Origin of the sequence: Microbacterium esteraromaticum (assembly GCF_017303215.1) — a bacterium.
Lineage (GTDB): Bacteria > Actinomycetota > Actinomycetes > Actinomycetales > Microbacteriaceae > Microbacterium > Microbacterium esteraromaticum_C.
In genome coordinates this window covers 954,342-981,161 of sequence record NZ_JAEMWU010000001.1, presented here as the reverse complement: position 1 = coordinate 981,161, position 26,820 = coordinate 954,342, and the positions used below count along the sequence as shown (strand labels likewise).

The window sequence follows — 26,820 nt, the reverse complement described above, 5'->3', positions numbered from 1 at the left end:
CTTCGTCGTATTCGAGACGTACTACTGCGGCGTCGTCGGCGTCACTTGAGCGCGCCGAGAGAGATGCCGCCCTGCAGCTGCCGGTGGAAGGCGAGGTAGGCGGCCAGCACCGGCAGCATCGCGATGACCAGACCGGCGAACAGTGCGCCATAGTCGGCGGCGTAGCCCTGAGTGATGGCAAGGGATGCGAGTCCCTGCGAGAGCACGTACTTCTCGGGGTCCGGGTTGAGCACGAGCGGGATCAGGTAGTTGTTCCACAGGTTGAGGAAGTTGAAGATCCCGACGCTCACCAGCCCCGGCTTGGCCATCGGCAGCATGATCCGGAAGAACGTCTCGGCATGCCCGCATCCGTCAAGCAGGGCTGCCTCGGCCACCGACTCGGGCAGCGTCGCGAAGAACCCGACCAGGAAGAACACGGTGAACGGCAGCCCGTAGGCCGACAGAACCAGAATCAGCCCGAGATGCGTGCCCAGCAGGCCGAGGTCGTTGACGACGAAGAACAACGGCACGATCGCCAGGAAGATCGGGAACATCATGCCGACCATGAACAGGTAGAAGATCGGGCGGTTCAGACGGAATTGAAAGCGTGCCAGCACGTACGCGACCATCGCGCCGAGCACCATGGTGACGATCAGCGATCCGCCGACCACGACGATCGTGTTCCAGAAGTACCGGCCGATATCGGCCTCGTTCCAGGCGCGCACGTAGTTGTCCCACTGCAGCGCCTCGGGCATCGCCCAGGGCGAGGCGAAGATCTCGTCATTCGCCTTGAGCGAGCTGAACACACCCCACAGGATCGGGAACAGCGCGATGACCGCCCACGCGATCAGGAACACATGCGCGACGCCCTTGCCGAGCGACTCGGTCAGCCACGAATAGGGGTTGGTGCGGCGCTTGCGCGGAAGCGCCGCACCGGGAGCCGGAGCGGATGCCGGCGACGAGGCGCCCTTCGACGGAGCCTCGGGACGGGTCATGATCGGAGCGGTCACGTCGACTCCTAGTACTCGACGCGCTCGCGGCGCGTCACACGGAAGGTGATGAAGGCGAACAGCAGCGTGAGCACCGTGAGCACGACGCCGATGGTCGCGCTGTAGCCGAAGCGACCGCCGCTGAACGCGAGCCGCTGCATGTATGTCGCGATGACGTCCGTCGAGCCGGAAGGTCCACCGTCGGGTGTGAGAATCGCGACGGTGACGAACATGTCGAGCGCGAACATCCCGATGTAGATCCACGCGACCTGCACGGTCTGCAGCATCATCGGCAGCGTGATCGTGAAGAACATGCGGAACCGGCCGACGCCGTCGAGCTGGGCGGCTTCGAAGTACTCGCGCGGGATGCCCTGGATCGATGCCGAGAACAGCACGTAGTAGAAGCCGATCTGCCCCCACACCAGCACACTCAGCACCGCCCACGGCGCGGTGTTCGGGTCACCGAGCCAGGCGTGCGCCCAGGCCCCGAGTCCGACCGCTTCGAGAAAGCCGTTGAGCAGGCCGATACGAGGATTGAACACGAACTGCCAGAGCACCAGGCTCATCACGATGGGCAGGATGTTCGGGAAGAAGTAGATCGCCCGGTACCAGCCGGAGCCGGCGATCGGGCCGACCCGTCCGCCCTTCCCGCCCGCCACGCTGGTGAGCGCGGCGAAGACCAGCGCGATACCGAGCGTGACGGGTGGGAGGACGAGCAGGAACATCGCGTTGTGCGACAGGGCCGCCCAGAATCGATCATCGCCGGCCAGCTTGATGTAGTTCGCGAAGCCGATGAACTCCCGGTCGCGCGAGTAGCCGCTCCAGTCCGTGAACGAGATGATCACGCCTTGGACGTACGGGTAGAGGATGAACACCCCGTACAGGACCAGCGGAGCTGCGAGAAAGAGGGTGATGAATCTGGTGCGGCCGTGCTTCATGGCGCGCTCAGTCCCTCGTGTACTTCGTGATGCTGTCGTCAGCGGCGATCTCGTCGGCCGCCTGCTGCATCGTCTGCGAGGCCTCTTCGGGGCTTACCCGGCCAGCGAGCACGTCACCGAGAGTCGTGAACCACTGGGTGCGCAGCGGCTCGTACCAGCCACGGAACGACACACGCAGCTCGGCGTTGCCGCCGACCTCGATCGCGTCGGTCACCGTCTGCAGTGCCGGCGTGACGTCGACGCCTTCCAGCGAACCCTTGACGACGGTGGGTGCGCCCGTCAGGCGCGAGAACTCCGACGCGGCCTCCTTCGAGAGCATGGCCCGCAGGTACTCCATCGCCCCCTTGGGGTTCTTCGCCTCGGTGGGGATGATGAATGCCTCACCGGGCGCGACCTGCAACTGCTCGAATCCGAGCGCTGCGGTGGCCTCGTCGAGCAGCGGGATCGGCGTGATCGCCATGTCGAAGCCCTCGGGCGTGACGCCCTTCATCTCGTTCTCGAGCCACGAGCCCGCCGGGTAGAACAGTGCTTCACCCCGGACGAACTCGGTCTGCGCCTCGGTGTGCGTCAGCGCCTCGGAGCCCTTCAGGATCAGGTCCTTGTCGTGCAGCTCGGCGAGGGCTCCGAACGCGTCGACGACGACATCCGACTCCCAGGCACCGCTCTCGAGGTTGTCGAGCGAGCGCAGCGCGTCGATGCCCGCCTGCTTGCCGATCAGAGTGATGAACACGTCGGCGGGGTAGCTGATGACCTGTCCGGGGTAGGCGAACAGGGCGATGCCCTCGTTCTTCGCCTGCTCACCGAGCTCGACGAAGGCGTCCCAGGTGGTGGGGATCTCCCAGCCGTGCTCCTCGAACAGCGACTGCGAGTACCACAGGCCCTTGGCGGTGTTCACGTAGCGCAGCTCGAGCAGCTTTCCGTCGTACGTGCCGGTCTCGACGACACCGGGGGTCAGGGTCTCGCCGACGGTCACGTCAGGGTCATCCCACGAGGGCGCCTCGAGCAGCTCGCCCAGGTCGAGAAGCTGGCCGCTGTCAGCGAGCGTCGTGGTCTCGATCGGCTTGCCCGAGTTGTCGATCAGGTCCGGCGGGTTGCCGCCGACGAAGCGCGGCTGCAGCTGCGTCGAGATCTCCTGCACTGACTTGAGGTCGACCTCGCTGTCAGGCAGCTGCTCGTTGTAGACCTTGATCACGGCGTCGGTGTACTCGGTGCCGTATCCGCCATCGAACGCGTAGACCTCGATCGACTGCGCCGAGGGAGCACCGAACGGGCCGACCGGCTCGCCGGCATCCGCGGGTGCCGCGTCGGTGGACGCGCAGCTGGTGAGCAGCAGGGTTGCGCTCAGCACGAGCGCCCCTGCGGTGGCGGTGGCCCGCCGACGGGTGGTGGGGGTGATCTGCACAGGAACTCCTTCGGTCCGGGGCGAGCCGTGGGAAAGGGCTCTCCGTCGACGCGATGCTATGACCGATCGATTGGACGACTCAAACCATAACGATCAAACGATCAGAAGCTGGTCGTTACGCGTCCTGCGCACGCCGCAGCGCGAACGCGGGCGGCACCGTCACATGCCGCGGCACCACGTCTTCCGCGCTCTGCCCCGCCCGCTCCAGCGCGGTCATCAGCGCAAGCCGCCCGACCTCATGCTTGCGCGGCGCGACAGCATCCATGGGCGGGTCGGCAAGCGCCGCGATCTCGTCGTCGTACGCGATGACCGAGACGTCTATGCCGCGCTCGCGGGCGCGCTGCGCGAGCGCGACGGCGGCGAGGTCGGAGTGCACCAGCGCTCCGGTCGTGCCGAGCTGTGCGAAGCGGTCCAGCACAGTGTCGAGGCTCTCCTGCAGTTCCGGGGCGTACTCCGGAGCCGAGGGGATCGCCATCCGCTCGGTCGCACCATCGAACAGGCCGCGCTTCGCCTCGAATCCGGCGCGCAGCCATCCGGCCGTGGGCGTGCGCTCGGCCGACACCAGCGCCACCGACCGGTGCCCGTCGTCTGCGAGCTGCTGAAACGCCAGCCTGGCTCCGAACTCGTGGTCGGAGCGCACCGAGTCGAGCATGGCGAAGTCATCGCCGCCGTCCCGCTCGAGCAGCACGACCGGACTACCGACCTCCCGCAGGGCCTCGTAGGTGCGCGGGTCGCGTTCGGGGATGACGGCGGGTGTGGCGATGAGAGACGTCACTCCGCGATCGACGAGCCGCTTGATCTGGGCCAGCTCCTGCTCCTGCGAGTACCCCGAGACGAGCAGCGCCACGCGCACGCGCGCCTCGACCGCCGCGGCTTTCACGCCTTCCAGAACCCCGGCGTAGTAATAGTGCGATGAGGGCACCACCAGGCCGATGATCCCGCCCTCGCTGCGGGCGGGCGGCGGGCGTCGCACGATCTGCGGGCCGCTTGCGGAGGGCATCCGCGCGGCGATCGCCCCGCCATGCACCCGGCGCGCGATCCCCTTCTCGACGAGGTCGTTGAGGTCGCGTCGGATGCTGATCGGCGAGACGGTGAGCTGTCTGGCCAGCACCGCGACGTCGACGCGTCCGGTCAGGTTCAGCTCACGTTCGATCGCCGAGCGTCGCTCTGCCGCTCGCATGACTTCTCCTTCTCAACCTGCGGTTCCGTCGCGTCAGGCCAGCAGCGCGAACTGCGGCTCCGACACGTCATGGCGAAACATCTCGCCGCGTGCGAATCTCTGCAGCTCGTCAAAGGCCGCGTCTCCGAGTCGACGCAGCTCAGACCCCTGCGAGCCGGCGATGTGCGGCGTGAGGGTGAGGTTGGGTGCCGAGAACAGCGGATGCCCGACGGGCAGCACATCGGGTTCGGTGACGTCGATCACGGCGTGGATCCGTCTGGCGTTCAGCTCGCGCACGAGAGCGTCCTGGTCGATCAGCGCGCCGCGTGCGGTGTTGATCAGCGTGGCGCCGTCCGACAGCAGGGCCAGCTCGCGCTCTCCCAGCATTCCCCGGGTCTCGGGTAGCGAGGGTGCGTGCAGGCTCACCACGTCCGACGTGGACAGCAGTTCGTCGAGCCCGACCCGGGTCACGCCGTCGATGTCATGCTGCAGGGTCGGGTCCCACACGAGCACCTCGACGTCGAACGGCGCGAGCAACTCGATCACCCGCCGACCGATGCGCGAGGCGCCGATGATGCCGACCCGCGTGCCGAAGTTGCCCCATCGCTCGTGCGCGGTGCTCGCCGGCCGGTACTGCTGCGTGCGCCGGTACTCCTCGTCGATGGCGAAAACGCGCTTGCCGGCAAGCAGGATCGCGGCCAACGTGAACTCCGCCACCGGCACCGCGTTCGCGTCGGCTCCCGAGCTGATCCGCACTCCGCGTTCGTAGGCCTCGGACGTCATGATGCCGCGCACCGAACCCGCCGCGTAGACCATGCCGCGCAGCCGGGGCATGCGCGCCAGCAGGTCGGCATCCAGTTCGGGCGCGCCCCAGCATCCGATCAGCACTTCGATCTGTTCCCACTGCTCCGGGGCGACGTCTTCGAGAGACCCGAGCAGCTCCACCGCCGGCGCGAAGCGCTCTGCGTAGTCCGCACCGAACAGCGGTTCGGGCAGATCGGGGGTCATGGCCAGTGCCGCGCGCGGTCGGCGCAGGCTCACCGGCTCGCCCCACGCGACGTTGCGGCGGACGAGGTCAAAATCATCACAGTGCTCCTGCGGTCGGAAGAAGATCACTCCACTATCACGGAGAGTGACTGTTCGGTCAACCAGAATTCGATCAAACGATCACTTTGTGGTAGCTCCGCGGTCGCGACGTCCGTCGCGCGCTCAGTGCGTCGACGCGACCTCGGCAGCGCGGTCGGTGAACGCCTGCTTGGGCACGAAGGCGAGAAGCACCGCGGATGCCAGTGCCGTGGCGCCGCACACGATCCACACCGTCATGTAGCCCGCGAGAGATCCCGCGGTGCCCTCGGTCGCACCGGCGGCCCCGGCGACACCGCCGAGCAGTGCGATACCGAAGATGCACGACGCGATCGCGCCGCCGACGGTCTTCACCGAGTTCGTCAGGCCCGTGGCGACGCCGGTCTGGGTGGCCGGTGCCGCAGACGCCGCGGCGGCCGGCAACGCCGCCACCAGTGCGCCCGATCCAAGCCCCGCGAACACCATGTTCGTGACGACCTGCAGGTACGTGTCGTGGAACGGCAGGAAGAGCAGAAAGCCGATCCCGACCAGTAGCGAGGCGCCGATCAGGGTGATCCGCGGAGTGGTGACCCGGGCGATCAACGGGAACAGCAGCGCACCGGTGATCATCGCGATCAGGTAGATGCCGATGATCAGTGACGTCGCGAAACCCGTCGTGCCCAGGCCGTAGCCGTACACCGACGGATCGGTGCGGGCGAAGGTCGACAACGGCGCCTGTGCCCCGAGCACACTCACGCCGAAGAGCCCGGCGGTGAGGAAGACCGGGCCGAGCGCGGGCGAGCGGAACATGCGCACGTCGATCAGCGGGTCGTCGTGCCGCAATTCCCACAGCACGAACGGCACGATCAGCAACAGACCGAGCAGCACCACGCCCCACGACCAGAAGCTCGTCAGCCCGCCGGGCAGGCGCAGCAGGCTGAGTCCGCCGGTGAAGGCGATCAGGGCGAACGAGATCAGCACCAGGCCGGTGGTGTCGAGGCGGCCGCCGGTCATCTCCGGTGACTCCTTCACGCCGAACAGGATCACGAAGAAGCAGACCACGACCAGCAGCGCGGGGATCAGCAGCACGACGGTCAGCGGCAGTGCATCGATCAGCGCTCCGCCGGCCAACGCACCGATGATCGCGCCGGCTTCGAGCGCGGCCACGAGCAGGCCCGCTGCCCGGGCGGTGATGATCGAGCGCGAGGCCATCGACCGCGAGCGCGACCAGATCAGCGCGATCTCCAGCGGCAGCCACACCACGTAGAAGCCCATCAGGGCCCAGCCGATCAGGAACACCGTGAACGAGTCGGTGAACGGCAGCACGAGCGCGGCGGCCGCCGTCAGCGCGGTCGACACCAGCAGCATCCGCTTGTGCCCGATCATGTCGCCGAGCTTGGCGAAGGCCGGCACGACGAGCGCCGACAGCATCAGCTGAGCGCCCTCGAGCCAGTTGACATCGGCGTCATGGATGCCGAGATGCCGGGCGATGTCGGTGAGCATCGGCGTGTAGTAGCCCTGCAGCACACCGCTGGTGAACTCGACGAAGGCGAGGAATCCGACGACGCTGGCGAGCGCGCCGAGGGTGACGGAGCGCGTCATCGCGCCCCCTTTCTGAAGACAGAACAGTCGGGTGGGATCACTGTAGCCGTTGCAGCAGCTCGCGATGGAATCGCTCGCCGCGTTCGAGGGCAGCGATCTCGACGTTCTCGTCGACGCCGTGGATCGCCGCGCGCTGCGCGTTCGACATCTCCAGCGGCGCGAACCGATACACGGCGGGCGTGAAGCGGTGAAAATGCCGCGAGTCGGTGGCCGCCATCATGACGTACGGCACGGCGGGGGCGTCGGGATGCGACACGCTGAGCGCCTCGGAGATCAGCGCGAACTGCGCATTGTCGGTGGCCGACTCGGGCGAGGGCTCGCTGCCCTCGAGTACCTCGATCGCCACGAGGGGATCGCCGATGCGGTCGCGTACGCGCAGCACCGTGGCATCCACCGTCTCACCGAGGGCGATCCGCAGGTTGATCGTGGCGGATGCCTGCGACGGAAGAACATTGGCGGCGGTGCCGCCGGACTGCATCGTGGGCGCGACGGTGGTGCGCACCAGCGCCGCCGGCTCACCACCGAGCGCCGCGAACAGGCGCGCGGTCAGTGGCGGCACCGCACCGAGCAGACGCAGCAGGTGGCGGGCCGGGCCCGGCGTCTGTGCGGCCAGCTGCGACAGCATCCGAGAGATCGCACGCGGTGCGCGCGCGGGGAAGGTTCCCGGACCGAGCCGGTCGACCGCGCGGGCGATCCGCCGCACGGCGGTGAGCGTCGGCGGCGCCGAGGCGTGCCCGCCGTCGCCGCGCGCAATGAGGCGGATGCTGAGAACACCCTTCTCTCCCACGCCGACCATCGCCGACCGGCCGGGTACGAAGGGCAACGGCGCGTCGACCACGGCACCGCCCTCGTCGATGACGATCCACGGGGTGATGCCGCGCTGATGGAATGCCGCGCTGATGGCCTGAGCTGCGACCCCGAACGTCTCCTCGTTGCCGCCGAACGACAGGTAGACATCGCGGGCGGGCACAAAACCGTCGGCCAGCAGGTTCTCGACGGCTTCAAGAATGACGATGAGCGGGCCCTTGTCGTCAAGGGTTCCGCGCCCGTACACGCGCCCGTCGGCGATGCGGCCCTCGAACGGCGGGTACGTCCAGGCATCCGACTCATCGACGGGCACCACGTCGTAGTGCGCCATCAGCACCGCGGGCGCGGCATCGGGCTGCGTACCCTTCCAGTGGAACAGCAGCCCGTACTCGGTGTGCTTCTCGAGCGCGAGGTGCCCATGCACGAGCGGGTACTGCTCGGCGATGAGACGCTCGAACGCGGCGAACGGCTCATGCCCGCGCTGCGCGAGCTCGGCCGACACGGTCGGCAGCTGGATCATCTGCGACAGGCGCTCGGCGATGCCGGGGCGGACGGTGCTCATCCGCTCACCCTAGCCGCCCGCGGTGACGCAGTGCGGTCTCAGCGCAGCGCGTGCTCGGCCACGAAGGCGCGCAGCGCCTGCTCGTCGTCGGCCATCTCAGTGACATGCTGCGGGGCGGCCATCATCTGCTTCAGCTCGGGCGAGAGGTCGAGGATGACGCCGATGGCCTCGGTGATCGTCTCGGCGAACTTCTCGGGCTTTGCCGTCTCGAGCACGAGCATCGGCACGTCCTGCTCAACGTGCTCGCGGGCCACCTTGACGCCGTCGGCGGTGTGCGGGTCGATGACCTCGCCGCACTCGTCGTACACGGCCCGGATGGTCGCCAGCCGGTCGGCGTGCGTGGAAGTTCCGCTGACGATGCCGAACTCGCTCTCGAAGCGGGGCTGCTCTGCCGAAAAGTCGAAGAAGCCCTCGCGGTCGAGCGCCTTCCACGCCTCGACGACACTCGAGGCATCCCGCCCGACGAGGTCGAAGATGAAGCGCTCGAGGTTGGAGGCCTTCGAGATGTCCATCGACGGGCTCGACGTGGCGTGCGTGTCGGCGGCCGAGCGGGGGCGGTACACGCCCGTGCGGAAGAACTCGTCGAGCACGTTGTTCTCGTTCGCGGCCAGCACCAGACGGCGCACCGGCAGCCCCATGCTCTTAGCGAAGAAGCCCGAGAGGATGTTGCCGAAGTTGCCCGACGGCACCGTGAACGATACCTCGAACCCGTTGCGGAACTCGGGCTCAACGCCATCGGTCACTCGCAGCCACGCCCAGAAGTAGTACACGACCTGGGCGGCGATGCGGCCGAGGTTGATCGAGTTGACCGCGCCGAGGTTCTGAGTCCTCTTGAAGTCGATGTCGCCGGCGAGCTGCTTGACCAGGTTCTGGCAGTCGTCGAACACGCCCGCCACGGCGATGTTGTGCACGTTGGCGTCGTCGAGCGAGTACATCTGCGCGCGCTGGAACGGGCTCATGCGCCCCTGCGGCGACAGCATGAACACCGACACACGCTCTTTGCCGCGCAGCGCGTGCTCCGCCGCCGATCCGGTGTCGCCCGATGTGGCGCCGACGATGTTCAGCACGCGATCCTGCTTCTCGAGCACGTACTCGAGCACCTGTCCGAGAAACTGCATCGCCATGTCTTTGAAGGCCAGCGTCGGCCCCTCTGACAGTCCGACCAGCGTGATGCCGCCGCCGATCGACCGCAGCGGCACGACCTCGTCGGGGAAGTCCGCGTACGCCGCGGCCGTCATGCGGGCGAGGTCCTCACGTGGAATGTCGGTGGCGAACAGGCCGAGCACCTCGGTGGCCAGCTCGGGGTACGTCAAACCCCGCCACGAGGCGAGCGTCTCGGCATCCACCTGCGGCATCCGCTCGGGAACCGCGAGACCGCCGTCGGGCGCGAGCCCCTCGAGAAGCGTCTCGCTGAACGGCTGCGGCTGCATGCCGCCGCGGGTGGAGATGTACAGCACGTGGCGCTCCTCGGGTCGACTGCTCGGGCTTACATTCTCGCAGGACGACGCCCGTGCGCAGTCCGAATGACGCCGCCCGCGCCCCACCCACCCCGTGAGAAACCATCTGCCGTGTGAGAAACCACGCCGCACGTGGTTTCTCACACGAGAAGTGGTTTCTCAGCGGGCGACGGGCCGCGGAGCGCGGGCGCGCGGGAGCGGGCGCGGGAGCGCGGCGGGCAGCCAGGGGGTGTCACACTTCGGGGCGGCGATCCGACACACAGATGAGGGCGGCACACAGGCCGCCCCGACGACCTGAGAAAGGGCGATCATGACCAGGATCGACATGGCACGCACGAACAAGCTCGGCTACGCGGCCGTACTGGGAATGGAGGCGTACTCGAGCAAGGCGGTCGACAAGCGCCTGTACGAGCTGATCAAGCTGCGCGCGTCGATCCTGAACGGCTGCGGCTTCTGCGTCGACATGCACGCGACGGTCGGGGCGAAGCACGGCATCCCGCAGCGAACCTTGCACGCGGTCGGGGCCTGGCAGCACGCCCACAATCTGTTCGAGCCGCGCGAGCTGGCCGCCCTCGCCCTCACCGATGCGGTCACGCAGCTCGGCCCCGACACGGTCACCGACGAGATCTGGGATGCCGCGGCCGAGCACTTCAGCGAAAGCGAGCTCGGCGGCCTCGTGATGGCGATCTGCACGATCAACATCTGGAACCGCATCGCCATCGCGACGCAGATGCTGCCGCCGGTCGATGTGAAGCATCCGATCGTGTGAACGGCGGTAGCGTGGCGTGCATGAGCGCCGCCACCGCTGCCACCCGCGCCTGGGACGCCGAGCGCGGTCGCCTGATCGGGATCGCCTATCGGATGCTGGGAGACCTCGGCCATGCCGAGGACGTCGTCTCGGAGGTCGCGGTCGATGCGCTGACGGCCGAGCGAGCGGATGCCGGCGCCGTGCGCTCGTGGCCGGCATGGCTGACCACGACGTGCGTGCGCCGCTCGATCGACCGGGTGCGGATGCTGTCGGCCGTGCGCGAGGACTACGTGGGCCATTGGCTGCCTGAGCCGGTGACCACAGACCGCTTGCCCGAAGACGCCGTCGCCGACCGCGAGATGCTGTCATTGGCGTTGCTGCACGTGGCCGAGCAGCTGACACCCGAGGCGCGGGCTGCCGTCGTGCTTCATCGGGCGTACGCGATGACCGCCGTCGAGATCGGGGGCATTCTGCAGAAGTCCCCCGCTGCGGTGCGTCAGCTGATCTCACGCGGTGAGCGGCGGCTCGGTCTCGATGCGGATGCTCCCGCGCCGAAGCCCGCCGATCCCGTCGCCCTGTCGGCACTGGTGGATGCTCTGCGCGGCGGCGATCTGTCGACGCTGTTCGATCTGCTCACCGACGACGCGATCCTGTGGTCGGACGGCGGTGGGGTCGTCGGTGCCGCACTCAACCCGATCTTCGGTGCCGAGAAGGTGCGCCGCTTCTACCTGGGCGTGCTGCAGAAGGCCGCGGCCTACGATGCGGCGACGCCGTTCACTCTCGATGTGATCGAGGTCAACGGCGAGCCGGCGTTGGCTCTGGCGCACTCGGGTCGGGTCGATGTGCTGACGCTGGAGTTCGACGGCGATGGCCGCGTCTGCGGCATCCGCCAGGTCTGCAACCCGCACAAGCTGCATCACGCCTTCGCGGCGGCCTAGTCGAGCAGGTGTCTCAAGTACCGTTTCGGGTCGTCGAGGAATGAGCACCAGTGCTGCACGATCTCGAGGTCTTCCCACGCAGCACCTGCGCGACCGCCTGAGCGCTCCGCGTTCCCAGAAGCTCGACATACCGCGAAGACACCCGCTGTCGACGACATCACGTCGGGCTGTCCGGTCAGATGCAGTCCGTGACCGAACAGGTCTCCCTTCACCACGAGCCAGGCGCCGAGAGCGCCGGGCGCATCGAGCCCGCGCTGATCGCGACGTCGCCTCAGACCAGTTCGGCGATGAGCTGCTCGATGCGGTGACGGATGTCGTCACGGATGGGGCGCACCGCGTCGAGGCCCTGCCCGGCGGGGTCGTCAAGCTTCCAGTCTTCGTAGCGCTTGCCGGGGAAGAACGGGCAGGCGTCGCCGCAACCCATGGTGATGACGACGTCCGAGGCCTGCACGGCCTCGGTGGTGAGCACCTTGGGCTGTTCGGCGGTGATGTCGATGCCGAGTTCGGCCATCGCCTGCACGGCGACCGGGTTGATCTGCTCGGCGGGCATGGATCCGGCCGAACGCACCTCGATGCGGTCGCCGGCGAGGTGGCGCACAAAGCCGGCGGCCATCTGCGAGCGTCCGGCGTTGTGGACGCAGACGAAGAGGACGGAGGGCGTGGTCATCAGGACTCCTGTGCGTGGGTGAGGGTATCGACGAGGGTGCGGACGCGGGCGGCGATGTCGTCGCGGATCGCCGCGACGCCTTCATCGGATGCCAGGGCGGGATCGCCCACCGCCCAGTCTTCGTAGCGGATGCCGGGGATCACCGGGCACACGTCGCCGCAGCCCATGGTGATGACGACGTCGGCGGCCCGCACGGCGTCGTCGGTGAGGGGTTTCGGGAAGCGCGTGTCGGATGCGTCTGGCTCGATCTCGGCGAGCAGCGAACGCACCTGGGGGTGGATGCTGTCGGCCGGGCGCGAGCCGGCGGAGCGTGCGATCACCTTTCCGTCGGCGATCTGGTTGACCAGTGCCGCGGCGAGCTGCGAGCGCCCGGCGTTGGCGACGCACACGAACAGCACCTGCGGCGGATCGACCGCGCGGTCGCGCATCAGGTCGGCGAGGCGCTGGCGGGCGAACCGCTCGGTGAGCGGCATCAGCGCTGAGGTCACGCGGGCGGTGCGGGCGAGGGCGGTGTACGACTCGCGCACGGTGCTGAAGACGACGTCCGCGGCGAGCGCGGGCGTCTCTGCGGCCAGTTGCTCGGCGAGGTGGGTGACGCGCGCATCGAAGTCGGGGCGCGGTGCGTCGTCGGCAGCAGGCGCGTCGGATGCCGGAGCAACCGCGGCGGGTGCGAACGAGTCGAGCAGCGCGGTGACGGCGGCACGCCGACCGGGAGTGATGCGGTACCAGACCCAGGTGCCGCGGCGTTCCGAGCGGAGCACGTCGACGTCTTTGAGCACCTTGAGGTGGTGCGAGATCGTCGGCTGCGAGACATCGGCGAGCTCGGCCAGGTCGCAGACGCACGACTCTCCGCGCGGGTCGGCGGCGATGGCTGAGAGCATCCGCAGCCGCAGCGGGTCGGCCAGCGCCTTCAGGGTGGCGGCGACACCGGCGGCGGCGTCCTGCCCGATGGCGTGCGTCGCGACGGGGGTGCAGGCATCAAGGTCCTTGGGGTAGATCTTCACGAAGGTGTCCTCTCGGTGTGCGTGCGCGTGTCCGTGGCGGCGGGGGTGGCGATGTCGGCGCGGGGGTCGGTGCCGAACCAGTGGCGCGCCGCCCACAGTGAGACGTAGACGAGGCCGACGAGCACGGGAACCTCGATCAGCGGGCCCACCACTCCGGCGAGCGCCTGCCCCGAGGCGGCTCCGAACGTGCCGATGGCGACGGCGATGGCGAGCTCGAAGTTGTTGCCCGCGGCGGTGAACGCCAGGGTCGTCGAGCGGGCGTAGCCCAGGCCGATCGCCTTGCCGGTGAGCAACCCCACGAACCACATGATCGCGAAGTAGGCCAGCAGCGGAACGGCGATGCGGGCGACGTCCCACGGCTGCGAGGTGATGCGCTCGCCCTGCAGGGCGAACAGCAGCACGATGGTGAACAGCAGGCCGTACAGGGCCCACGGGCCGACGCGCGGCAAGAAGCGCTGCTCGTACCAGTCGCGCCCGCGGCGGCGTTCGCCGATGTACCGCGAGGCGAAGCCGGCGACGAGGGGAACCCCCAAGAAGATCAGCACGTTGAGGGCGATCTGGCCGATCGAGACGTCGAGCCCCTGGGTGTCGAGGCCCAGCCAGCCCGGGAGCACGGTGAGGTAGAACCAGCCGAGCAGAGCGAAGGCCACGACCTGGAATGCCGAGTTGATGGCCACGAGCACGGCCGCCGCTTCGCGGTCGCCGCAGGCGAGGTCGTTCCAGATGATGACCATGGCGATGCAGCGCGCCAGGCCCACGATGATCAGGCCGGTGCGGTACTCGGGCAGATCGGGCAGGAAGGTCCATGCCAGCACGAACATCAGTGCGGGGCCGATCAGCCAGTTCAGCACCAGCGAGGAGATCAGCAGACGCTTGTCACCCGTGACCGCGGCGACCCGGTCGTAGCGCACCTTGGCCAGCACGGGGTACATCATCACCAGCAGGCCGAGGGCGATCGGGATCGAGATGCCGCCGACCTCGAGGCGCGCGAGCAGGTCGGAGACGCCCGGTACGAGGCGGCCCAGCAGCAGCCCACCGATCATGGCGAGCGCGATCCACAGGGGCAGCCAGCGATCGAGCGTCGAGAGGCGGGGCACCGCCCGGCCCGACGGGGTGACTACGGCTTGATTCGACATGTTTCTATATTGATGCATGTCGAATCAGGCCGCAAACTCAGGCGAGGGTGTTCACCGAATGGTCATCTCGGCACCGGATCGACCGCAGGACGGGTACCGAGCTGCAGCACGGGCGCCGGGGCGCAGCATCCGCCGATGTCAGAGCCGGCCACCTCGGATCCGTTGGCAGAGTCGTAATCGCCCGCACCGCCGCACGCACCGGTCGCGGGCAGCACCAGGTCGTTGCGCGCCGCAGCCTCGTGGTCTCCGGCGAGGTGCGCGACAACGCTGCGCACCTGCTCGAAGCCCGTCAGGGCGAGGAACGTGGGCGCCCGCCCGTACGACTTGGCGCCGACGATGAAGAAGTCCTGCTCGGGCTGCGCGAGTTGACGCGCTCCGGTCGCCGAGACGGATCCGCACGAGTGCAGGTTCGGATCGATCTCATCGGCGATGCCGGCCACGGCGTCGAGCGCCGGGTCGAGTGCGATGCGCAGTTCGCGCAGCATGCCGATATCGGGCCGGAATCCGGTCAGGGCGAAGATCTGGGCGACGCCGGGGATCTCGCGACCGTCCTCTGCCCGGATCGTCAGGGACTCACCGGCGGCGATCTCGGCGACGCGGAATCCGGTGACCACGTCGACGACACCAGAGTCGATCATCTTGCGCGCCTGCGATCCGAGCGCAGCGCGCCGCGGGAGCCCATCGCCGGCACCGCCGCCGTAGACGCCTTCGACGCCACTCCGACGGATCAGCCAGGTCACCCGGGTACCGGGTGCGCGGCGGGCGAGCTCACTCAGGCGCAGCACGGCATGGGTGGCGGAATGCCCCGCACCGACGACGACCGCATGCGTCCCGGCGAGCGCTGACACGTCATCAGGAATGCGGTACGAGATCCGCTCCCCCGCCGCGATCTCGCCGATAGCGGGCAGTCCGTCCGCACCGGCGGACCCGGGTGTCGACCAGGTGCCGCTCGCATCGATGACGGCGTGCGCAAGCATCCGCTCCTCGCGACCCTCCCTGTCACGCGTATGCACCACGAAGGGCTGCTGCGCACGACCGCCGTCGACGACCTTGTCGCGCCCGACGCGGGCGATGCCGGTCACTTCGGTGCCGTACCGCACACGATCGCCGAGGGCTTCGGCGAGCGGGGCGAGGTAGTCCTCGACCCACTGCGCACCGGTCGGATATCCGCGCTGGGGAGCCTGCCAGCCGCGGGATTCGAGCAGTCGCCGCGAGGCGTCGTCGATCAGCTCCGGCCAGGCCGAGAACAGACGCACGTGCCCCCACTCGGCGACCGCCGCACCGGCCCCGTCGCCGCGTTCGACCACGATGGCCTCAATCCCCCGCCCAGCCAGATGGGCCGCAGCCGCGAGACCCTGCGGGCCCGCTCCGATGACGACGACGGGAAGCTCAGGCATGACATCTCCTCAGATCGATGTTCTTCGATATGAAAGCGTGCTCCTCCTATCGAAGAATGTCAATACGTGAGAGACTGGCCGCATGAGCCTCCCGATCGTCGCCGCCGATGCGCGTTGCTGCGTGCCCCGCGTCACCTCGCCGCTGGACGGCGAGGAAGCTGCACGGGCCGCGCAGACGTTCAAGGCGCTCGGCGACTCGACGCGCGTCATGCTGCTCTCGCTGATCGCCGCGAGCACCGACGGCGAGGCGTGCGTGTGCGACCTCACCGAGCCGGTGGGGCTGTCTCAGGGCACGGTCTCGCACCACATGAAGATCCTCACCGAGGCCGGTCTCGTCACACGCGAGCAGCGCGGCCGCTGGGCCTACTACGCGGTCAACCGCGAGGCGTTGGCATCGGCCGCAGACGCGCTCCGCCCCGCATGACGACAGGCCGCGCGTAACGGCGGCATGTATGGCGACGCGCCCCGGCCGCATGGGCCGGGGCGCGTCTCGCGTCAGATCAGCGCGTCAGTTCTGTTCGCCGGCAAGCGCCATCTTGCGGTAGCGACGGTTGCGCGATCCGAGCAGGATGGATGCCACGGTCGCGGCGAGCACGGATGCCGCGAGGATCGCGACCTTCGCGTGGTCGTACGCCGGGCTGCCCGGTGCGAAGCTGAGCTCGGCCACCAGCAGCGAGACGGTGAAGCCGATACCGGCGAGCAGGCCGACGCCGGTGATGTCGATCCAGCGCAGCGACGGATCGAGATCAATGCGGCGGATGCGAGTGATCGCCCACGTGGCGAGGGTGATGCCGATCGGCTTGCCGACGACGAGCGCGACGATGATGCCGATGACGATCGGGTCGACGAACGCCGAGGCGATGCCCTCTGCGCCGCCGAGTGCGACGCCCGCCGAGAAGAACGCGAAGATCGGCACGGCGAAACCGGTCGAGAGCGGACGGAAGCGGTGCTCGAAGATCTCGGCCAGCCCGGGACCGGCGTCGGGTCCGCGCAGGCCGCGCTTGTGCAGCACCGGAATCGTGAAGCCCAGCAGCACACCCGCGATCGTGGCGTGGATGCCCGAGGCGTGGATGAACGCCCAGGCGATGACGCCGATCGGCAGCAGGATGAGCCATGCCGCCGACGGGCGCAGGTGGAAGAAGTCGCGGTAGCGCTGGGCGATCACGCCGTAGATCACGATCACGACGAGAGCGGCGACCAGCGGCAGCAGGTCGATCGTCTCGGTGTAGAAGATCGCGATGATGCCGATGGCGATCAGGTCGTCAACCACCGCGAGGGTCAGTAGGAACACGCGCAGCGCGCTGGGCAGGTGCGAGCCGATCAGGGCGAGCACGGCGACGGCGAAGGCGATGTCGGTGGCGGTGGGAATGGCCCAGCCGCGTGCGGCATCCGGCGAGCTGGCGGCGATCGCCAGGTAGATGCCAGCGGGAACGATGACGCCGCCGATGGCGGCGACGATCGGCACCACAGCGGTGCTGAACTGGCGCAGGTCACCCGAGACGAACTCGCGCTTGAGCTCGAGACCGACGAGGAAGAAGAAGATCGCCAGCAGTCCGTCGGCCGCCCACGCACCGAGGCTCAGCTTGAGATGCCATGGCTCGTACCCGATCTCGAAGTCGCGCAGGCTGAAATACGCATCAGACCACGGTGAGTTGGCGAGCACCAGGGCGATCGCGGCGAGGGCCACGAGCAGGATGCCGCCGACGGCTTCCTTGCGCAGGATCTCTCCGACGCGCAGGGACTCTGCGCGCGACGTGGTGGGGAAGATGTTGCGCACTCGCGCGAACCGGGAGGGCTTCTTGGCCATGATGAAGGAGTCCTTCGGGTGGGGGTAACGGGCTTCGTCGACCAGACTTCCCGACACTCCGCGTTCTATCGTACGGGGTCGAGCGGCAGCATCCGACCTCGGCCGGCCATCCCACGAAGGCCGGCCGAGGTGATCGTCAGGAGCTGCCGACGGTGGAGTCGAGCTTGGCCATCACCTGATTGATCGTGAACGACGCCGACTTCTGCCGGGGCGGGAACTCGACGAGCGTCTGCAGCATGTGCGCCACATAGGCCTGCGCGGGCACGAACAGGAAGACGTGATCGAGCACCCAGTCCCAGTAGGTGTTCGAGGTGATGTCGGCCCGTTCGTAAGGGTCGGTGCGCAGGTTGAACAGCTTCGGAAAGCGCAGTTCGATGTACGGTTCCTGCCAGATGCTCAACGTGCCGACGGCGCGCTGCTCGAGGAACACCAGCTTCCAGTTCTCGAAGCGCAGCGCCGTGAGGTCGCCGTCATCCGAGACGTAGAAGAAGTGCCGACGCGGGCTGTGGTCGGCGGCGCCGGTGATGTAGTCGAGCTGATTGAGCCCGTCGAGGTGCACTTTGAAGTCGGTGCCGTGCAGTTCGGTTCCGGCCTTGAGCCGGTCGGCGATGTCGTCGTCGCCGATGGCCGCGAGCAGGGTGACGAACCAGTCGTTGTGGCTCACGATCCCGTTCAACGTCGTGCCGGCCGGGATGTGTCCGGGCCAGCGCACCATGGCGGGCACGCGGTATGCACCCTCCCAGTTGGAGTTCTTCTCATTGCGGAACGGTGTCATGCCGGCGTCCGGCCAGCTGTTCATATGCGGGCCGTTGTCGGTGGAGTACATCACGATGGTGTTCTCGGCGAGCCCGAGTTCATCGAGAAGGTCGAGCAGGCTGCCCACGAGGTCATCGTGATCGAGCATGGTGTCGTGGTAGTTGGACTGCCATCGCCCGGCGCGTCCCTTGCTCTCGGGTTTGGTGTGCGTGCGGAAGTGCATGTGCGTCGAGTTGAACCACACGAAGAACGGGTTGTCATCGTCGGCCTGCCGACGGATGAAGTCGGCGGCGGCGTCGCGGAACTCCTCATCGACCGTCTCCATGCGTTTCTTGGTCAGAGGTCCGGTGTCTTCGATGCGCTGGGTGCCGTCGGCGTTCGCCCAGGAGCGCAGCACGCCGCGCGGGCGGAACCGCTCGGTGAACCCCGGGAACTCCTCGTCGGTCGGATAGTCCGGGTGCTCGGGCTCCTCTTCGGCGTTGAGGTGGTACAGGTTGCCGAAGAACTCGTCGAAGCCGTGCGCGGTGGGCAGGTGCTCGTCGCGGTCGCCGAGGTGGTTCTTGCCGAACTGTCCGGTGGCGTAGCCGTGATGTTTGAAGGCGTCGGCGAGCGTCGGGTCCTCGGGCTGAAGGCCGAGCTTCGCCCCCGGCATCCCCACCTTGGTGAGCCCCGTGCGGTACGGGTTCTGGCCGGTGAGGAACGCGGCACGGCCCGCCGTGCAACTCTGCTCGCCGTAGTAGTCGGTGAACTTCACACCCTCGTCGGCGATGCGGTCGATGTTGGGCGTGCGATAGCCCATCAAGCCGTCCGAATAGGTGCTGAGGTTCGAGATCCCGATGTCATCACCCCAGATGATGAGAACGTTGGGTTTGTCGGCCATGGTCACTCCTCGCGTCGGTGCGTGCGGTGTCATAGGGTCCTTCGAGCGCAAGTAAAGCAGGGCGGCGGTCCGTTGACCAGACTGGTATCGACGCAAGAGGCGAGCGGAGGCGGCGATGAGGGTTCGACAGATGACGTCGGTGTGGATACACCGCGACGATGAGGTGCTGCTGCTGTTGCGTCGAGGCTCGCGCGTCATCCCCGACTCGTACGTCGGGATCGGCGGGCACCTCGACGACAACGAGACCGCCGACCCTGCGCAGGGCGCTCTTCGAGAGCTTCGCGAAGAGGTCGGTCTCACCGAAGACGACCTCATGGATTTCGGTCTGCGGTGTGTGGCGGTGCGCGAGATGGGCGACGAGGTGCGCATCAACTACTACTTCGCCGGGCGGCTACGCGACGACCGCGAGGCACCGATCACCTGCACCGAGGGCGAGCTGCGCTGGTTCCCGCTCGACGCGGCGTTCGACGACCTGCCCATGCCGCCCACCGGCCGCGCCGCGCTGGTCGATTGGATCACACGCGGCCGGCCGACGGACGGCATCCGATTCGTCGCGGTCGACAAAGCGGATGCCGTCGTCGTGCAGCACGGTAGCGGTGCGGGTGACCTTCGGAGCGCCGTACAGGCGGCGGCGGACCGGGCTCGCGCGCTGAACGATGCTGTCGATCTCGCCGAGGCGGCGTTCGCCCGGCGACGGGCGCACGGCGCGACCGCCGACGAGATCGCGGTCGAGCTCGGTGTGTTGCACGGCGTCGCCACTCGGCTGCTCGCGGGGAATCTACCGCTGGGCGCGCTGATCCGTTCTGCCGAGTACAGTGCGGACGACGCGCACGCCGTCGCGCGACGCCGGGCGGCGTTCCGCGACGCCGCGGTCGACGCGAACGCCGCCGCGGGCGGGTGATCGGTCAGCCCATGGACTGACCGTGTGTGCTGTCAGTCGCCGCGGGTGGCCTCGGCCGCGCCGCGCCCGATGCGACGACGCCGCGACCGTGCCATCAGCGCCCCTGTCGACCAGACTGCCGCTCCGAACACCAGCAGGCCCCCACCGGCCACCCACATCCACTCCATGCGGGCCACGGTATGCCTCGTTGTCAACGACGGCAAACCCAGCGGCGTCCGCGGGCGGGTGACCGTTCAACTCATGAGGCGAGAGCTGCCGCGACCCCGGCTCAGGGGATGAGGAGCGTGCGCAAGACACCGCCGGCCGCGAGATCGTCCAGCGCCTCGGCTGCTTCCGAGAGAGGGCGGCGGCCCGAGATCAGCGGGTCGAGCTGGAGCTGGCCATCCATGTACCGGTCGACGAGCGCGGGAATGTCGACCGACGGGCGCACCGAGCCGTAGTTCGACCCGATGATCCGCTGGTCTGCCTCGGCGAGCACGAGCGGTTCGAACGATGCGCGCGCGCCGGCGGGCGGCAGCCCGACGATCACCGCGGCGCCGCCCAGACCGAGCATGTGGATCGCCTGCTCGGTCGTGACCGTGCGACCGATCGCGTCGAAGGCGTAGTCCACACCGTCGGGGATGAGCGCGAAGAGCTGCTGCACCGCGTCACCCTGCGAGGCATCGATGCGGTCCGTCGCGCCGAACTGCATCGCCGCCTCGGTCTTCTCGGGTACGACGTCGATCGCGACGATGCGCTCAGCGCCCGCGAGCTTGGCGCCCTGCACCACGTTGAGGCCCACTCCCCCGCATCCGATGACCGCGACGGTCGATCCCGGCTCGACCGCCGCCGTGTTGGTGACCGCGCCCACACCGGTCGCGACCGCGCAGCCGACCACGGCGATGACGTCGAGCGGTGCGTCGTCGCGCACTTTGATGGCCCCGGATGCCGGAACGACCACCTCTTCGGCGAACGAAGAGACGCCGAGGTAGTGGTGCAGGGGCTCATCGTCACCATCGCTGTGGCGGATGCTGAGCCGCGACGTGCCGTCGAACAGCACGCCCTGGGGAGCGACGACCGTTGCAACCTTCTGGCAGCGCGCTTCGCGCCCTTGCAGGCAGTAGCGGCACTCGCCGCAGGGCGGCACCCAACACAGCACAACGTGATCGCCGACCGCGAGCGACGTGACTCCGTCACCGACCTCGACGACGACGCCGGATCCCTCATGACCCATCACCATCGGCGCGGGCGCCGGCCATTCTCCCCGGCGCACGTGCAGATCGGAATGGCAGACCCCGGCGGCCGCGATCTTGACCCGCACCTCACCGGCCTTCGGCGTTGCGAGCTCGACGTCGGTGAGGGATACACGGTTGTCCGGGTCACGGAACACGACGGCCTTCATGGGCTTCTTCTCCTTCGAATGCGGTTCGGGATTCATGACGCGACCTTCGCGTTCTGCAGGGCCGAAGCGGAATCGGCTCGCGCATTGTGCGCGTGCACCGCCTTATAGCCGAAGTAGTAGACGAACCCCTGCGTACCCCACGTCGCCAGCGCAGCGGTGTAGAAGTACGTGCGGTAGGCGTCGTCGAACGGCCACGGGAAGAAGTCGTAACTGGCCGCGATCACCATCGCCACCAGCGTGATGGCCGTGGTCGCCACGGCCCACCCCTTCGCGCCCGCACGCCAGACCCGCGTCGCGAAGAAGAACACGAAGACCGATGCGATCAGGTTCGTGACGACCAAGAACGTCGCCGGACCGCCCTCGTACATGCCGTCCTGATGGAGCGTCACCAGGTAGGCACCGCCCGCGATCGAGAGGGCGAAGGCGCCGATCTCGTGCCAGAGCGCCGGCTTGTAGCGCTGCGTCACCATCATCAGCCCGAGGATCAGGACGAGTGTGAATCCGAACGACCGGGAGAACGCGTCGAGAAAGTACGCGAGGTTGTACATGGGGTTCTTCGGGTCGCCGCCGAGCACCGACCAGAGCAGAAAGTTCATCGCCGAGGTTCCGACGATGATCCACTCGATGCCCAGAAGGTAGTTGCGATATCCGCGGATGAACTTCACCCCGAAGACGAGGCCGACGAAGGCCAACCACAGGGCTGCGATGATGAACAGCGTTTCGATCATTGGCCTGTTCCTTTCCGATGTGCCGAGGGAACCGCCTGGCGGACACGGTCAACGTGTTGCCCGATGTACCCGGTGATCGTCTCGACCAGGGACTCGGGCATGTGGTGCCCCATCCCGGGGATCACGATGTGCCGCGCCCCGCGGATCACCCTGACGGCGGCCGCGCCGCCGGTCTCGGCGACCAGCAGATCGCGGTCTCCGTTAATGACGAGCGTGGGTGCGGTGATGCCGCGCAGCTGCGCAGTGCGGTCACCCGATAGCTGGATGGCTTGGATCTGCCGTGCCCCTCCGGCCCCCAGGTCGCCCGCGGCCCGATCCCAGATGCGGGCGGCGATGGCGGCCTCAACCGCGTCGTCGATCGGAAAGTCCTTCCCGGCGATATGTCTCGTGAGCCGCAGGTGAGCGCGCACCGCATCCGTCCTGTTTCGCGGATCGGGCCCCATCAGCATCCGAAGGCTCGATCGCGCGGGCTGACCGACCCTGGGCGCCCCCGTCGTCGAGTAGATCGACGTCAGCGACGCCACACGATCTGGCAGCGTCGCCGCGATCGTCTGCGCGATCATGCCGCCCATCGACCTGCCGACGAGGTGCACGCGCTCGATGCCGAGATGATCCAGTACGCCCACCGCGTCCTGAGCCATGTCCGCCAGCGTGTAGCCGTCGGCTCGCGGACGCGCGAGCACTTGACGCCACACTCCGGGTGGCGGCGTTGTCGCGAAGGTGGACTGCCCGACGTCACGGTTGTCGATGGAGATCACTCGCAAGCCCTGCTCGACCAGTGCGGTCACGACCGATTCGGTCCACGACGTGAGGTCTTCGCCGAGTCCGGCGATGAGCATGATCGCCGGATCGTCTTTGTCACCCGCATCGCGGAAGCAGATCCGCGTTCCGGAGGGCGCCGTGGCGAACCGGTCGACGCTCGCCGCAGAGAGCTCACACATGAGCGACTCGTTCTTCGATGATCGGGCTGGGCCCGGTCCTGGTCCCGAACCTGAGGTGTTCGTCAACGACCGGACCGCGCAGCGCCTTGGCATCCTGCGGGTACGACATCATCGTGCGCCACGGCTTCGCCCTGCCCTGCCGTGGCAGCATCCTCTCGCCGCGCTTGGCGTACCCCGACTGGAGATCCATGAGCGGCTTGGTCTCCATGCCCGGGGTCGCCACGGGCACGACCGTGTCGAACCCGCGCGCGTCCATGTGCTTCACGAGATCGATGACGTAGCGGCAGAGCAAGCCCACCTTGAGAGTCCAGGAGGAGGTGGTGTAGCCGATCGCCATCGAGAAATTCGGGATGCCACTGAGCAGCGTTCCGCGATACGCGACCGTGTCGACGACGTCGATCTGACGCCCGTCGACGACGATCGGCATGCCGTCGAAGAGCTGAAGGTTGAGGCCGGTCGCGGTCACGATGATGTCGGCCTCGAGCTCTTCGCCCGAGTTCAACACCACCCCGCGCTCGCTGAACCGGGCGATGCCACCCGTGACGATCGAGGCGTCACCCGCTTTGAGCGTCTGGAAGAAGTCGCCGTCGGGCGCTGCGCACAACCGCTGGTCCCAGGGGTCGTAGGGCGGGTTGAAGTGCGTGTCGACATCGAAGTCGTTGCCGAGGCTCTTGATGTTCTTGCGGCGTATCAGTGCGCGTCCGGCGCGGGGGAACCGACGGAGAGCCTCGATCATGAAGTGCTCTTGCCAGATGTTCTTGAACCTCGTCGCCGCATACCCGCGCTTCTCGCCGAGCACCTTCGTGAGGGCGAGCGCGAGGCGGTCGACACGCGGCAGCGGCATGACGTAGGTGGGGGTGCGCTGCAGCATCGTGACGTGCGCGGCGGCGCCTGGCCCCTTCGTCATTGCCGGCACCACCGTCACGGCGGTGGCGCCGCTGCCGATCACGATGACCTTCTTGCCGCTGTAGTCGAGGTCTTCCGGCCAGTGCTGCGGATGCACGATGGTGCCCTCGAAGTCGTCGCTCCCGGCGAAGGTCGGGGCGTACCCCTCGTCGTAGCGGTAGTAGCCGGTCGCGGCGAACACCCACCCCGCCCGGATCGTCTTCGTCACGGTCGCCCCGGTGGTGGCATCCGTCGTCGCGACGGTGAGTGTCCACCTCGCGTCCGCCGAGGACCACTCCGCGCTCCGCACGCGGTGCCCCGTTCGGATCAAAGGTGAGAGCGCGTTCTCGTCGACCGTCTCGTGGAGATAGTCCAGGATCAACGGGGCGTCGGCGATCGCGTTCTCATGACGCCACGGCTTGAACTCATAGCCGAAGGTGTGCAGATCCGAGTCCGAGCGGATGCCCGGGTAGCGGAACAGATCCCACGTTCCGCCGATGCTCTCCCGACCCTCGAGTACGACCAGCGACTTTCCGGGGAGCTCTCGGCTGAAGTACGTCGCCGCGCCGATTCCCGATATCCCCGCCCCGATGACGACGATGTCGAACTCCTCGACCACGTCAGAACTCCTGTCGGTCATCCTTGACTCCTTGTACCTCGACGACTGCTTTCCAAAGCCTGATCGGCGACCTGTTCCGGTCGCCACGTCAGGACGCACCTGCTTCTGACGACGCAGGTGCAGCATGCACACGCCTTGGCCGAATGAATGCGAGGACCGGCGACAAACGCCGGGGTGCGAGGGCAGACTGCTGGGATGGAAGAGTTGTGGACCCTGCCCAGCCCCGCGGCAGCTGCGATGCTTCGTTCGATCTGCGAGCATCTCCTGGCCGACGCGGACAGCTTCGCGGATGCCTTCGCCGAATCGACCGCGATGGCCCAAGCGCACGGCAATGCGGCGCTGCTCGCGGATGCGTCGCTCCTGGCCGAGGATCGTGAACTCCTTCGCGCCGACACCGTGCACTGGCTCACGTCGAACATCCAGCATCCGGGGCGTCGTGTGGACCCCTATGTCGGGCCGAGGTCGGAGGCGTACATCGCGGATCTCGTCTCACGGGGCATCACCCCCGACTACGTCGCGGGGTGGCGGGCAGCGATGTCGATCGCATGGCGACGGTGGCTGGAGGTCTGCGTGGCGCGCTGTTCCGATCCCGCTCTGCTCGTCGAGGTGCTGGACGTGTCGGCGCACTCGCTGATGCAGTACGCGCTCGACTCGGTGGCGGTGCTGCGCGAGGTCAACCTTGCGGCGTCGATGGGCAATGCAGACGCCCAGACGCTCGCCATGCTGCAGTTGCTCGTCGGCGGCGCGCCGATGACGCAGGGCGTCGCTGAGGAGCGACTGGGCTACCGACTAGGGCGCCGGCACGTCGCCGTCATCCTGTGGACGGATGCCCCGGATCACGACGGTGCCCTCGACAGGGCGGTGGCCGCGCTACGCACCGTCGCGCGCGCGGGTGCCATGCTCGTGGCACGTGCCAGCGTGGCCTCGCGCTGGGTCTGGCTGTCCGGCCCCGACGCACCCGGCCGGCACCAGATCGAGAAGGCGGTATCGGGGGCGGGGGTCGTCCGCGCTGCGCTCGGCAAACCGGGCGAAGGCCTCGAGGCGTTCCGTTCCAGCCATCAGGACGCTCTCGCCACCCACGTGATGCTCACACGACTCGAGTCGAATCGCCGATTCACCGTGTACAGCGACGTCGAGCTCATCGACAGCCTCACGAAGGATCGCGCCGGTGCCCAGCGGTTCGTGACCAAGGCCCTCGGCCCGCTGGCGACGGCGGACGCGACCCTGCGAGAAGCGATGCTCACCTACGTGCAGTGCGGCTTCAACACCACACGCGCCGCAGCGCAGCTGTACCTGCACAGGAACACCGTGGAGCGTCGGGTATCACGGGCCAACGAACTGTCGATCATCAAGGTCGAAGACAATCCGACCCACGTCGCCGCCGCGCTGCTGGTGCTGGATCTCGCCCCGGAACTCGTTGATGCGGCACAGACACACCTCAGATTTCCGTGACCAAACCGTTGCACTCGTTACCTCGCCGTTATAGAGTGATCGCACGGTGAATGTTTGCTGTGGCATCCACCGCATGTGATTGCAGGACACTCTTGGTGCAAGGGACAAGGGCCGGCCGGACGCCTCTCCGGCCGGCCCTCATGCATCCGCCGGCCGCGCTTCGCGCCGCACTACGCTTGTCGACATGACAGACCGCGAACTGGCGCTCCGCGCGTGGGAGAGCCTGTTCCGCGCGCAACACGAGCTCTTCACCGCCATGAGTTCCGACTTCAACGACGCACCGATCACCCAGGCCGAGTACGACGTGCTGCTCACCGTCGTACGCGCGCCGCAGATGACCGTGCGCCTGCGCGACGTCACCACGAACATGCTGATCAGCCAGCCCAGCGTGTCACGCCTCGTCGACCGGATGGTCGACCGCGGCCTGGTCACGAAGAGCGCCGACCCCGACGACGGCCGCGGCTCAGTACTCACCGCGACGGATGCCGGCGCACGCGCGTTCCGGCAGGTCGCCACCACGCACGGGCGTTCGATCGCCGAGATGATGGCAGCGCTCGACGACGACGAACTGCGCAGCCTGCTGGAGCTCACGTCGAAACTCCGCGATAGTCGAAGATAACAAC

25 protein-coding genes are annotated in these 26,820 nt (G+C 67.9%); 6 read left to right on the top strand and 19 right to left on the bottom strand.

All coding sequences use genetic code 11. The features are described from left to right. Positions 1-41: 41 nt before the first annotated feature. The 8 genes from JF543_RS04485 to thrC form a co-directional block, all read right to left on the bottom strand. The gene (locus tag JF543_RS04485) at positions 42-989 is read right to left on the bottom strand and encodes a carbohydrate ABC transporter permease (RefSeq protein WP_347401089.1); all 948 of its coding nucleotides are present in this window, start codon (positions 987-989) and stop codon (positions 42-44) included. Between the two features lie 8 nt (positions 990-997). After that, entirely contained in the window at positions 998-1,906 is a 909-nt protein-coding gene (locus JF543_RS04480) for a carbohydrate ABC transporter permease (RefSeq protein WP_206822839.1), read from the bottom strand. A 7-nt stretch (positions 1,907-1,913) separates the two neighbouring features. Beyond that, complete coding sequence (ngcE, locus tag JF543_RS04475) at positions 1,914-3,308, bottom strand: N-acetylglucosamine/diacetylchitobiose ABC transporter substrate-binding protein (protein ID WP_206822838.1); 1,395 nt, start codon at positions 3,306-3,308, stop codon at positions 1,914-1,916. Positions 3,309-3,423: 115 nt separating this feature from the next. Beyond that, entirely contained in the window at positions 3,424-4,488 is a 1,065-nt protein-coding gene (locus JF543_RS04470; RefSeq protein WP_206822837.1) for a substrate-binding domain-containing protein, read from the bottom strand. Positions 4,489-4,521: 33 nt separating this feature from the next. Continuing rightward, positions 4,522-5,508: a hydroxyacid dehydrogenase gene (locus JF543_RS04465; RefSeq protein WP_347401308.1), complete on the bottom strand. Its 987-nt coding sequence runs from the start codon at positions 5,506-5,508 to the stop codon at positions 4,522-4,524. 168 nt (positions 5,509-5,676) lie between these two features. Continuing rightward, positions 5,677-7,131, bottom strand: a complete 1,455-nt coding sequence (locus JF543_RS04460; RefSeq protein WP_206821020.1) for an MFS transporter — start codon at positions 7,129-7,131, stop codon at positions 5,677-5,679. A gap of 37 nt (positions 7,132-7,168) precedes the next feature. After that, entirely contained in the window at positions 7,169-8,500 is a 1,332-nt protein-coding gene (locus JF543_RS04455) for a M20/M25/M40 family metallo-hydrolase (RefSeq protein WP_206822836.1), read from the bottom strand. A gap of 38 nt (positions 8,501-8,538) precedes the next feature. Beyond that, positions 8,539-9,957, bottom strand: coding sequence for a threonine synthase (gene thrC / locus JF543_RS04450; protein WP_206822835.1), 1,419 nt, complete (start codon positions 9,955-9,957; stop codon positions 8,539-8,541). A 325-nt stretch (positions 9,958-10,282) separates the two neighbouring features. Between thrC and JF543_RS04445 the strand changes: the two genes are divergently transcribed. Both JF543_RS04445 and JF543_RS04440 read left to right on the top strand, forming a co-directional pair. Next, positions 10,283-10,726: a carboxymuconolactone decarboxylase family protein gene (locus JF543_RS04445; protein WP_242522211.1), complete on the top strand. Its 444-nt coding sequence runs from the start codon at positions 10,283-10,285 to the stop codon at positions 10,724-10,726. Positions 10,727-10,746: 20 nt separating this feature from the next. Continuing rightward, positions 10,747-11,643, top strand: coding sequence for a sigma factor (locus tag JF543_RS04440; RefSeq protein WP_206822833.1), 897 nt, complete (start codon positions 10,747-10,749; stop codon positions 11,641-11,643). 271 nt (positions 11,644-11,914) lie between these two features. On the opposite strand, the gene JF543_RS04435 is transcribed toward JF543_RS04440, so the two are convergent. From JF543_RS04435 to JF543_RS04420, 4 genes are all read right to left on the bottom strand, one after another. Beyond that, positions 11,915-12,310 carry an arsenate reductase ArsC gene (locus JF543_RS04435; RefSeq protein ID WP_206822832.1) on the bottom strand — a complete coding sequence of 132 codons (396 nt, stop codon included), beginning with the start codon at positions 12,308-12,310 and terminating at the stop codon, positions 11,915-11,917. Next, on the bottom strand, positions 12,310-13,314 hold the full coding sequence (locus JF543_RS04430) for a metalloregulator ArsR/SmtB family transcription factor (RefSeq protein ID WP_206822831.1): 1,005 nt from the start codon (positions 13,312-13,314) through the stop codon (positions 12,310-12,312). Before JF543_RS04430 ends, JF543_RS04435 begins: the two co-directional genes overlap by 1 nt. Next, entirely contained in the window at positions 13,311-14,450 is a 1,140-nt protein-coding gene (gene arsB / locus JF543_RS04425; protein WP_242519395.1) for an ACR3 family arsenite efflux transporter, read from the bottom strand. Before arsB ends, JF543_RS04430 begins: the two co-directional genes overlap by 4 nt. 62 nt (positions 14,451-14,512) lie before the next feature. Continuing rightward, positions 14,513-15,847 (bottom strand): NAD(P)-binding domain-containing protein, encoded by a 1,335-nt coding sequence (locus tag JF543_RS04420; protein ID WP_206822830.1) that lies wholly within the window; start codon positions 15,845-15,847, stop codon positions 14,513-14,515. Positions 15,848-15,929: 82 nt separating this feature from the next. Here JF543_RS04420 and JF543_RS04415 point away from each other — a divergent pair, with 82 nt between their 5' ends. Further along, complete coding sequence (locus JF543_RS04415; RefSeq protein ID WP_179409118.1) at positions 15,930-16,271, top strand: ArsR/SmtB family transcription factor; 342 nt, start codon at positions 15,930-15,932, stop codon at positions 16,269-16,271. A gap of 84 nt (positions 16,272-16,355) precedes the next feature. Here JF543_RS04415 and nhaA read toward each other — a convergent pair whose 3' ends face one another. Both nhaA and JF543_RS04405 read right to left on the bottom strand, forming a co-directional pair. Continuing rightward, positions 16,356-17,654, bottom strand: a complete 1,299-nt coding sequence (gene nhaA / locus JF543_RS04410; RefSeq protein ID WP_206824219.1) for a Na+/H+ antiporter NhaA — start codon at positions 17,652-17,654, stop codon at positions 16,356-16,358. A gap of 136 nt (positions 17,655-17,790) precedes the next feature. Beyond that, positions 17,791-19,290, bottom strand: coding sequence for an arylsulfatase (locus JF543_RS04405; RefSeq protein WP_179409119.1), 1,500 nt, complete (start codon positions 19,288-19,290; stop codon positions 17,791-17,793). 115 nt (positions 19,291-19,405) lie between these two features. Between JF543_RS04405 and JF543_RS04400 the strand changes: the two genes are divergently transcribed. After that, complete coding sequence (locus tag JF543_RS04400) at positions 19,406-20,191, top strand: NUDIX domain-containing protein (RefSeq protein ID WP_206822829.1); 786 nt, start codon at positions 19,406-19,408, stop codon at positions 20,189-20,191. Positions 20,192-20,223: 32 nt separating this feature from the next. Here the strand turns inward: JF543_RS04400 and JF543_RS04395 are convergent, their stop codons facing one another. From JF543_RS04395 to JF543_RS04375, 5 genes are all read right to left on the bottom strand, one after another. Beyond that, entirely contained in the window at positions 20,224-20,367 is a 144-nt protein-coding gene (locus tag JF543_RS04395; RefSeq protein ID WP_206821027.1) for a hypothetical protein, read from the bottom strand. A gap of 92 nt (positions 20,368-20,459) precedes the next feature. Further along, positions 20,460-21,572, bottom strand: a complete 1,113-nt coding sequence (locus tag JF543_RS04390; RefSeq protein ID WP_206822828.1) for an alcohol dehydrogenase catalytic domain-containing protein — start codon at positions 21,570-21,572, stop codon at positions 20,460-20,462. A gap of 32 nt (positions 21,573-21,604) precedes the next feature. Beyond that, complete coding sequence (locus tag JF543_RS04385; RefSeq protein WP_206822827.1) at positions 21,605-22,300, bottom strand: hypothetical protein; 696 nt, start codon at positions 22,298-22,300, stop codon at positions 21,605-21,607. Beyond that, the gene (locus tag JF543_RS04380) at positions 22,297-23,241 is read right to left on the bottom strand and encodes an alpha/beta fold hydrolase (RefSeq protein WP_206822826.1); all 945 of its coding nucleotides are present in this window, start codon (positions 23,239-23,241) and stop codon (positions 22,297-22,299) included. Before JF543_RS04380 ends, JF543_RS04385 begins: the two co-directional genes overlap by 4 nt. Next, positions 23,234-24,766 carry a flavin-containing monooxygenase gene (locus JF543_RS04375; protein ID WP_206822825.1) on the bottom strand — a complete coding sequence of 511 codons (1,533 nt, stop codon included), beginning with the start codon at positions 24,764-24,766 and terminating at the stop codon, positions 23,234-23,236. Before JF543_RS04375 ends, JF543_RS04380 begins: the two co-directional genes overlap by 8 nt. A gap of 174 nt (positions 24,767-24,940) precedes the next feature. On the opposite strand from JF543_RS04375, the gene JF543_RS04370 reads away from it, so the two are divergent. Further along, entirely contained in the window at positions 24,941-26,197 is a 1,257-nt protein-coding gene (locus JF543_RS04370; RefSeq protein WP_206822824.1) for a PucR family transcriptional regulator, read from the top strand. Between the two features lie 184 nt (positions 26,198-26,381). Then, entirely contained in the window at positions 26,382-26,816 is a 435-nt protein-coding gene (locus JF543_RS04365) for a MarR family winged helix-turn-helix transcriptional regulator (protein WP_206550530.1), read from the top strand. Positions 26,817-26,820: the final 4 nt, after the last annotated feature.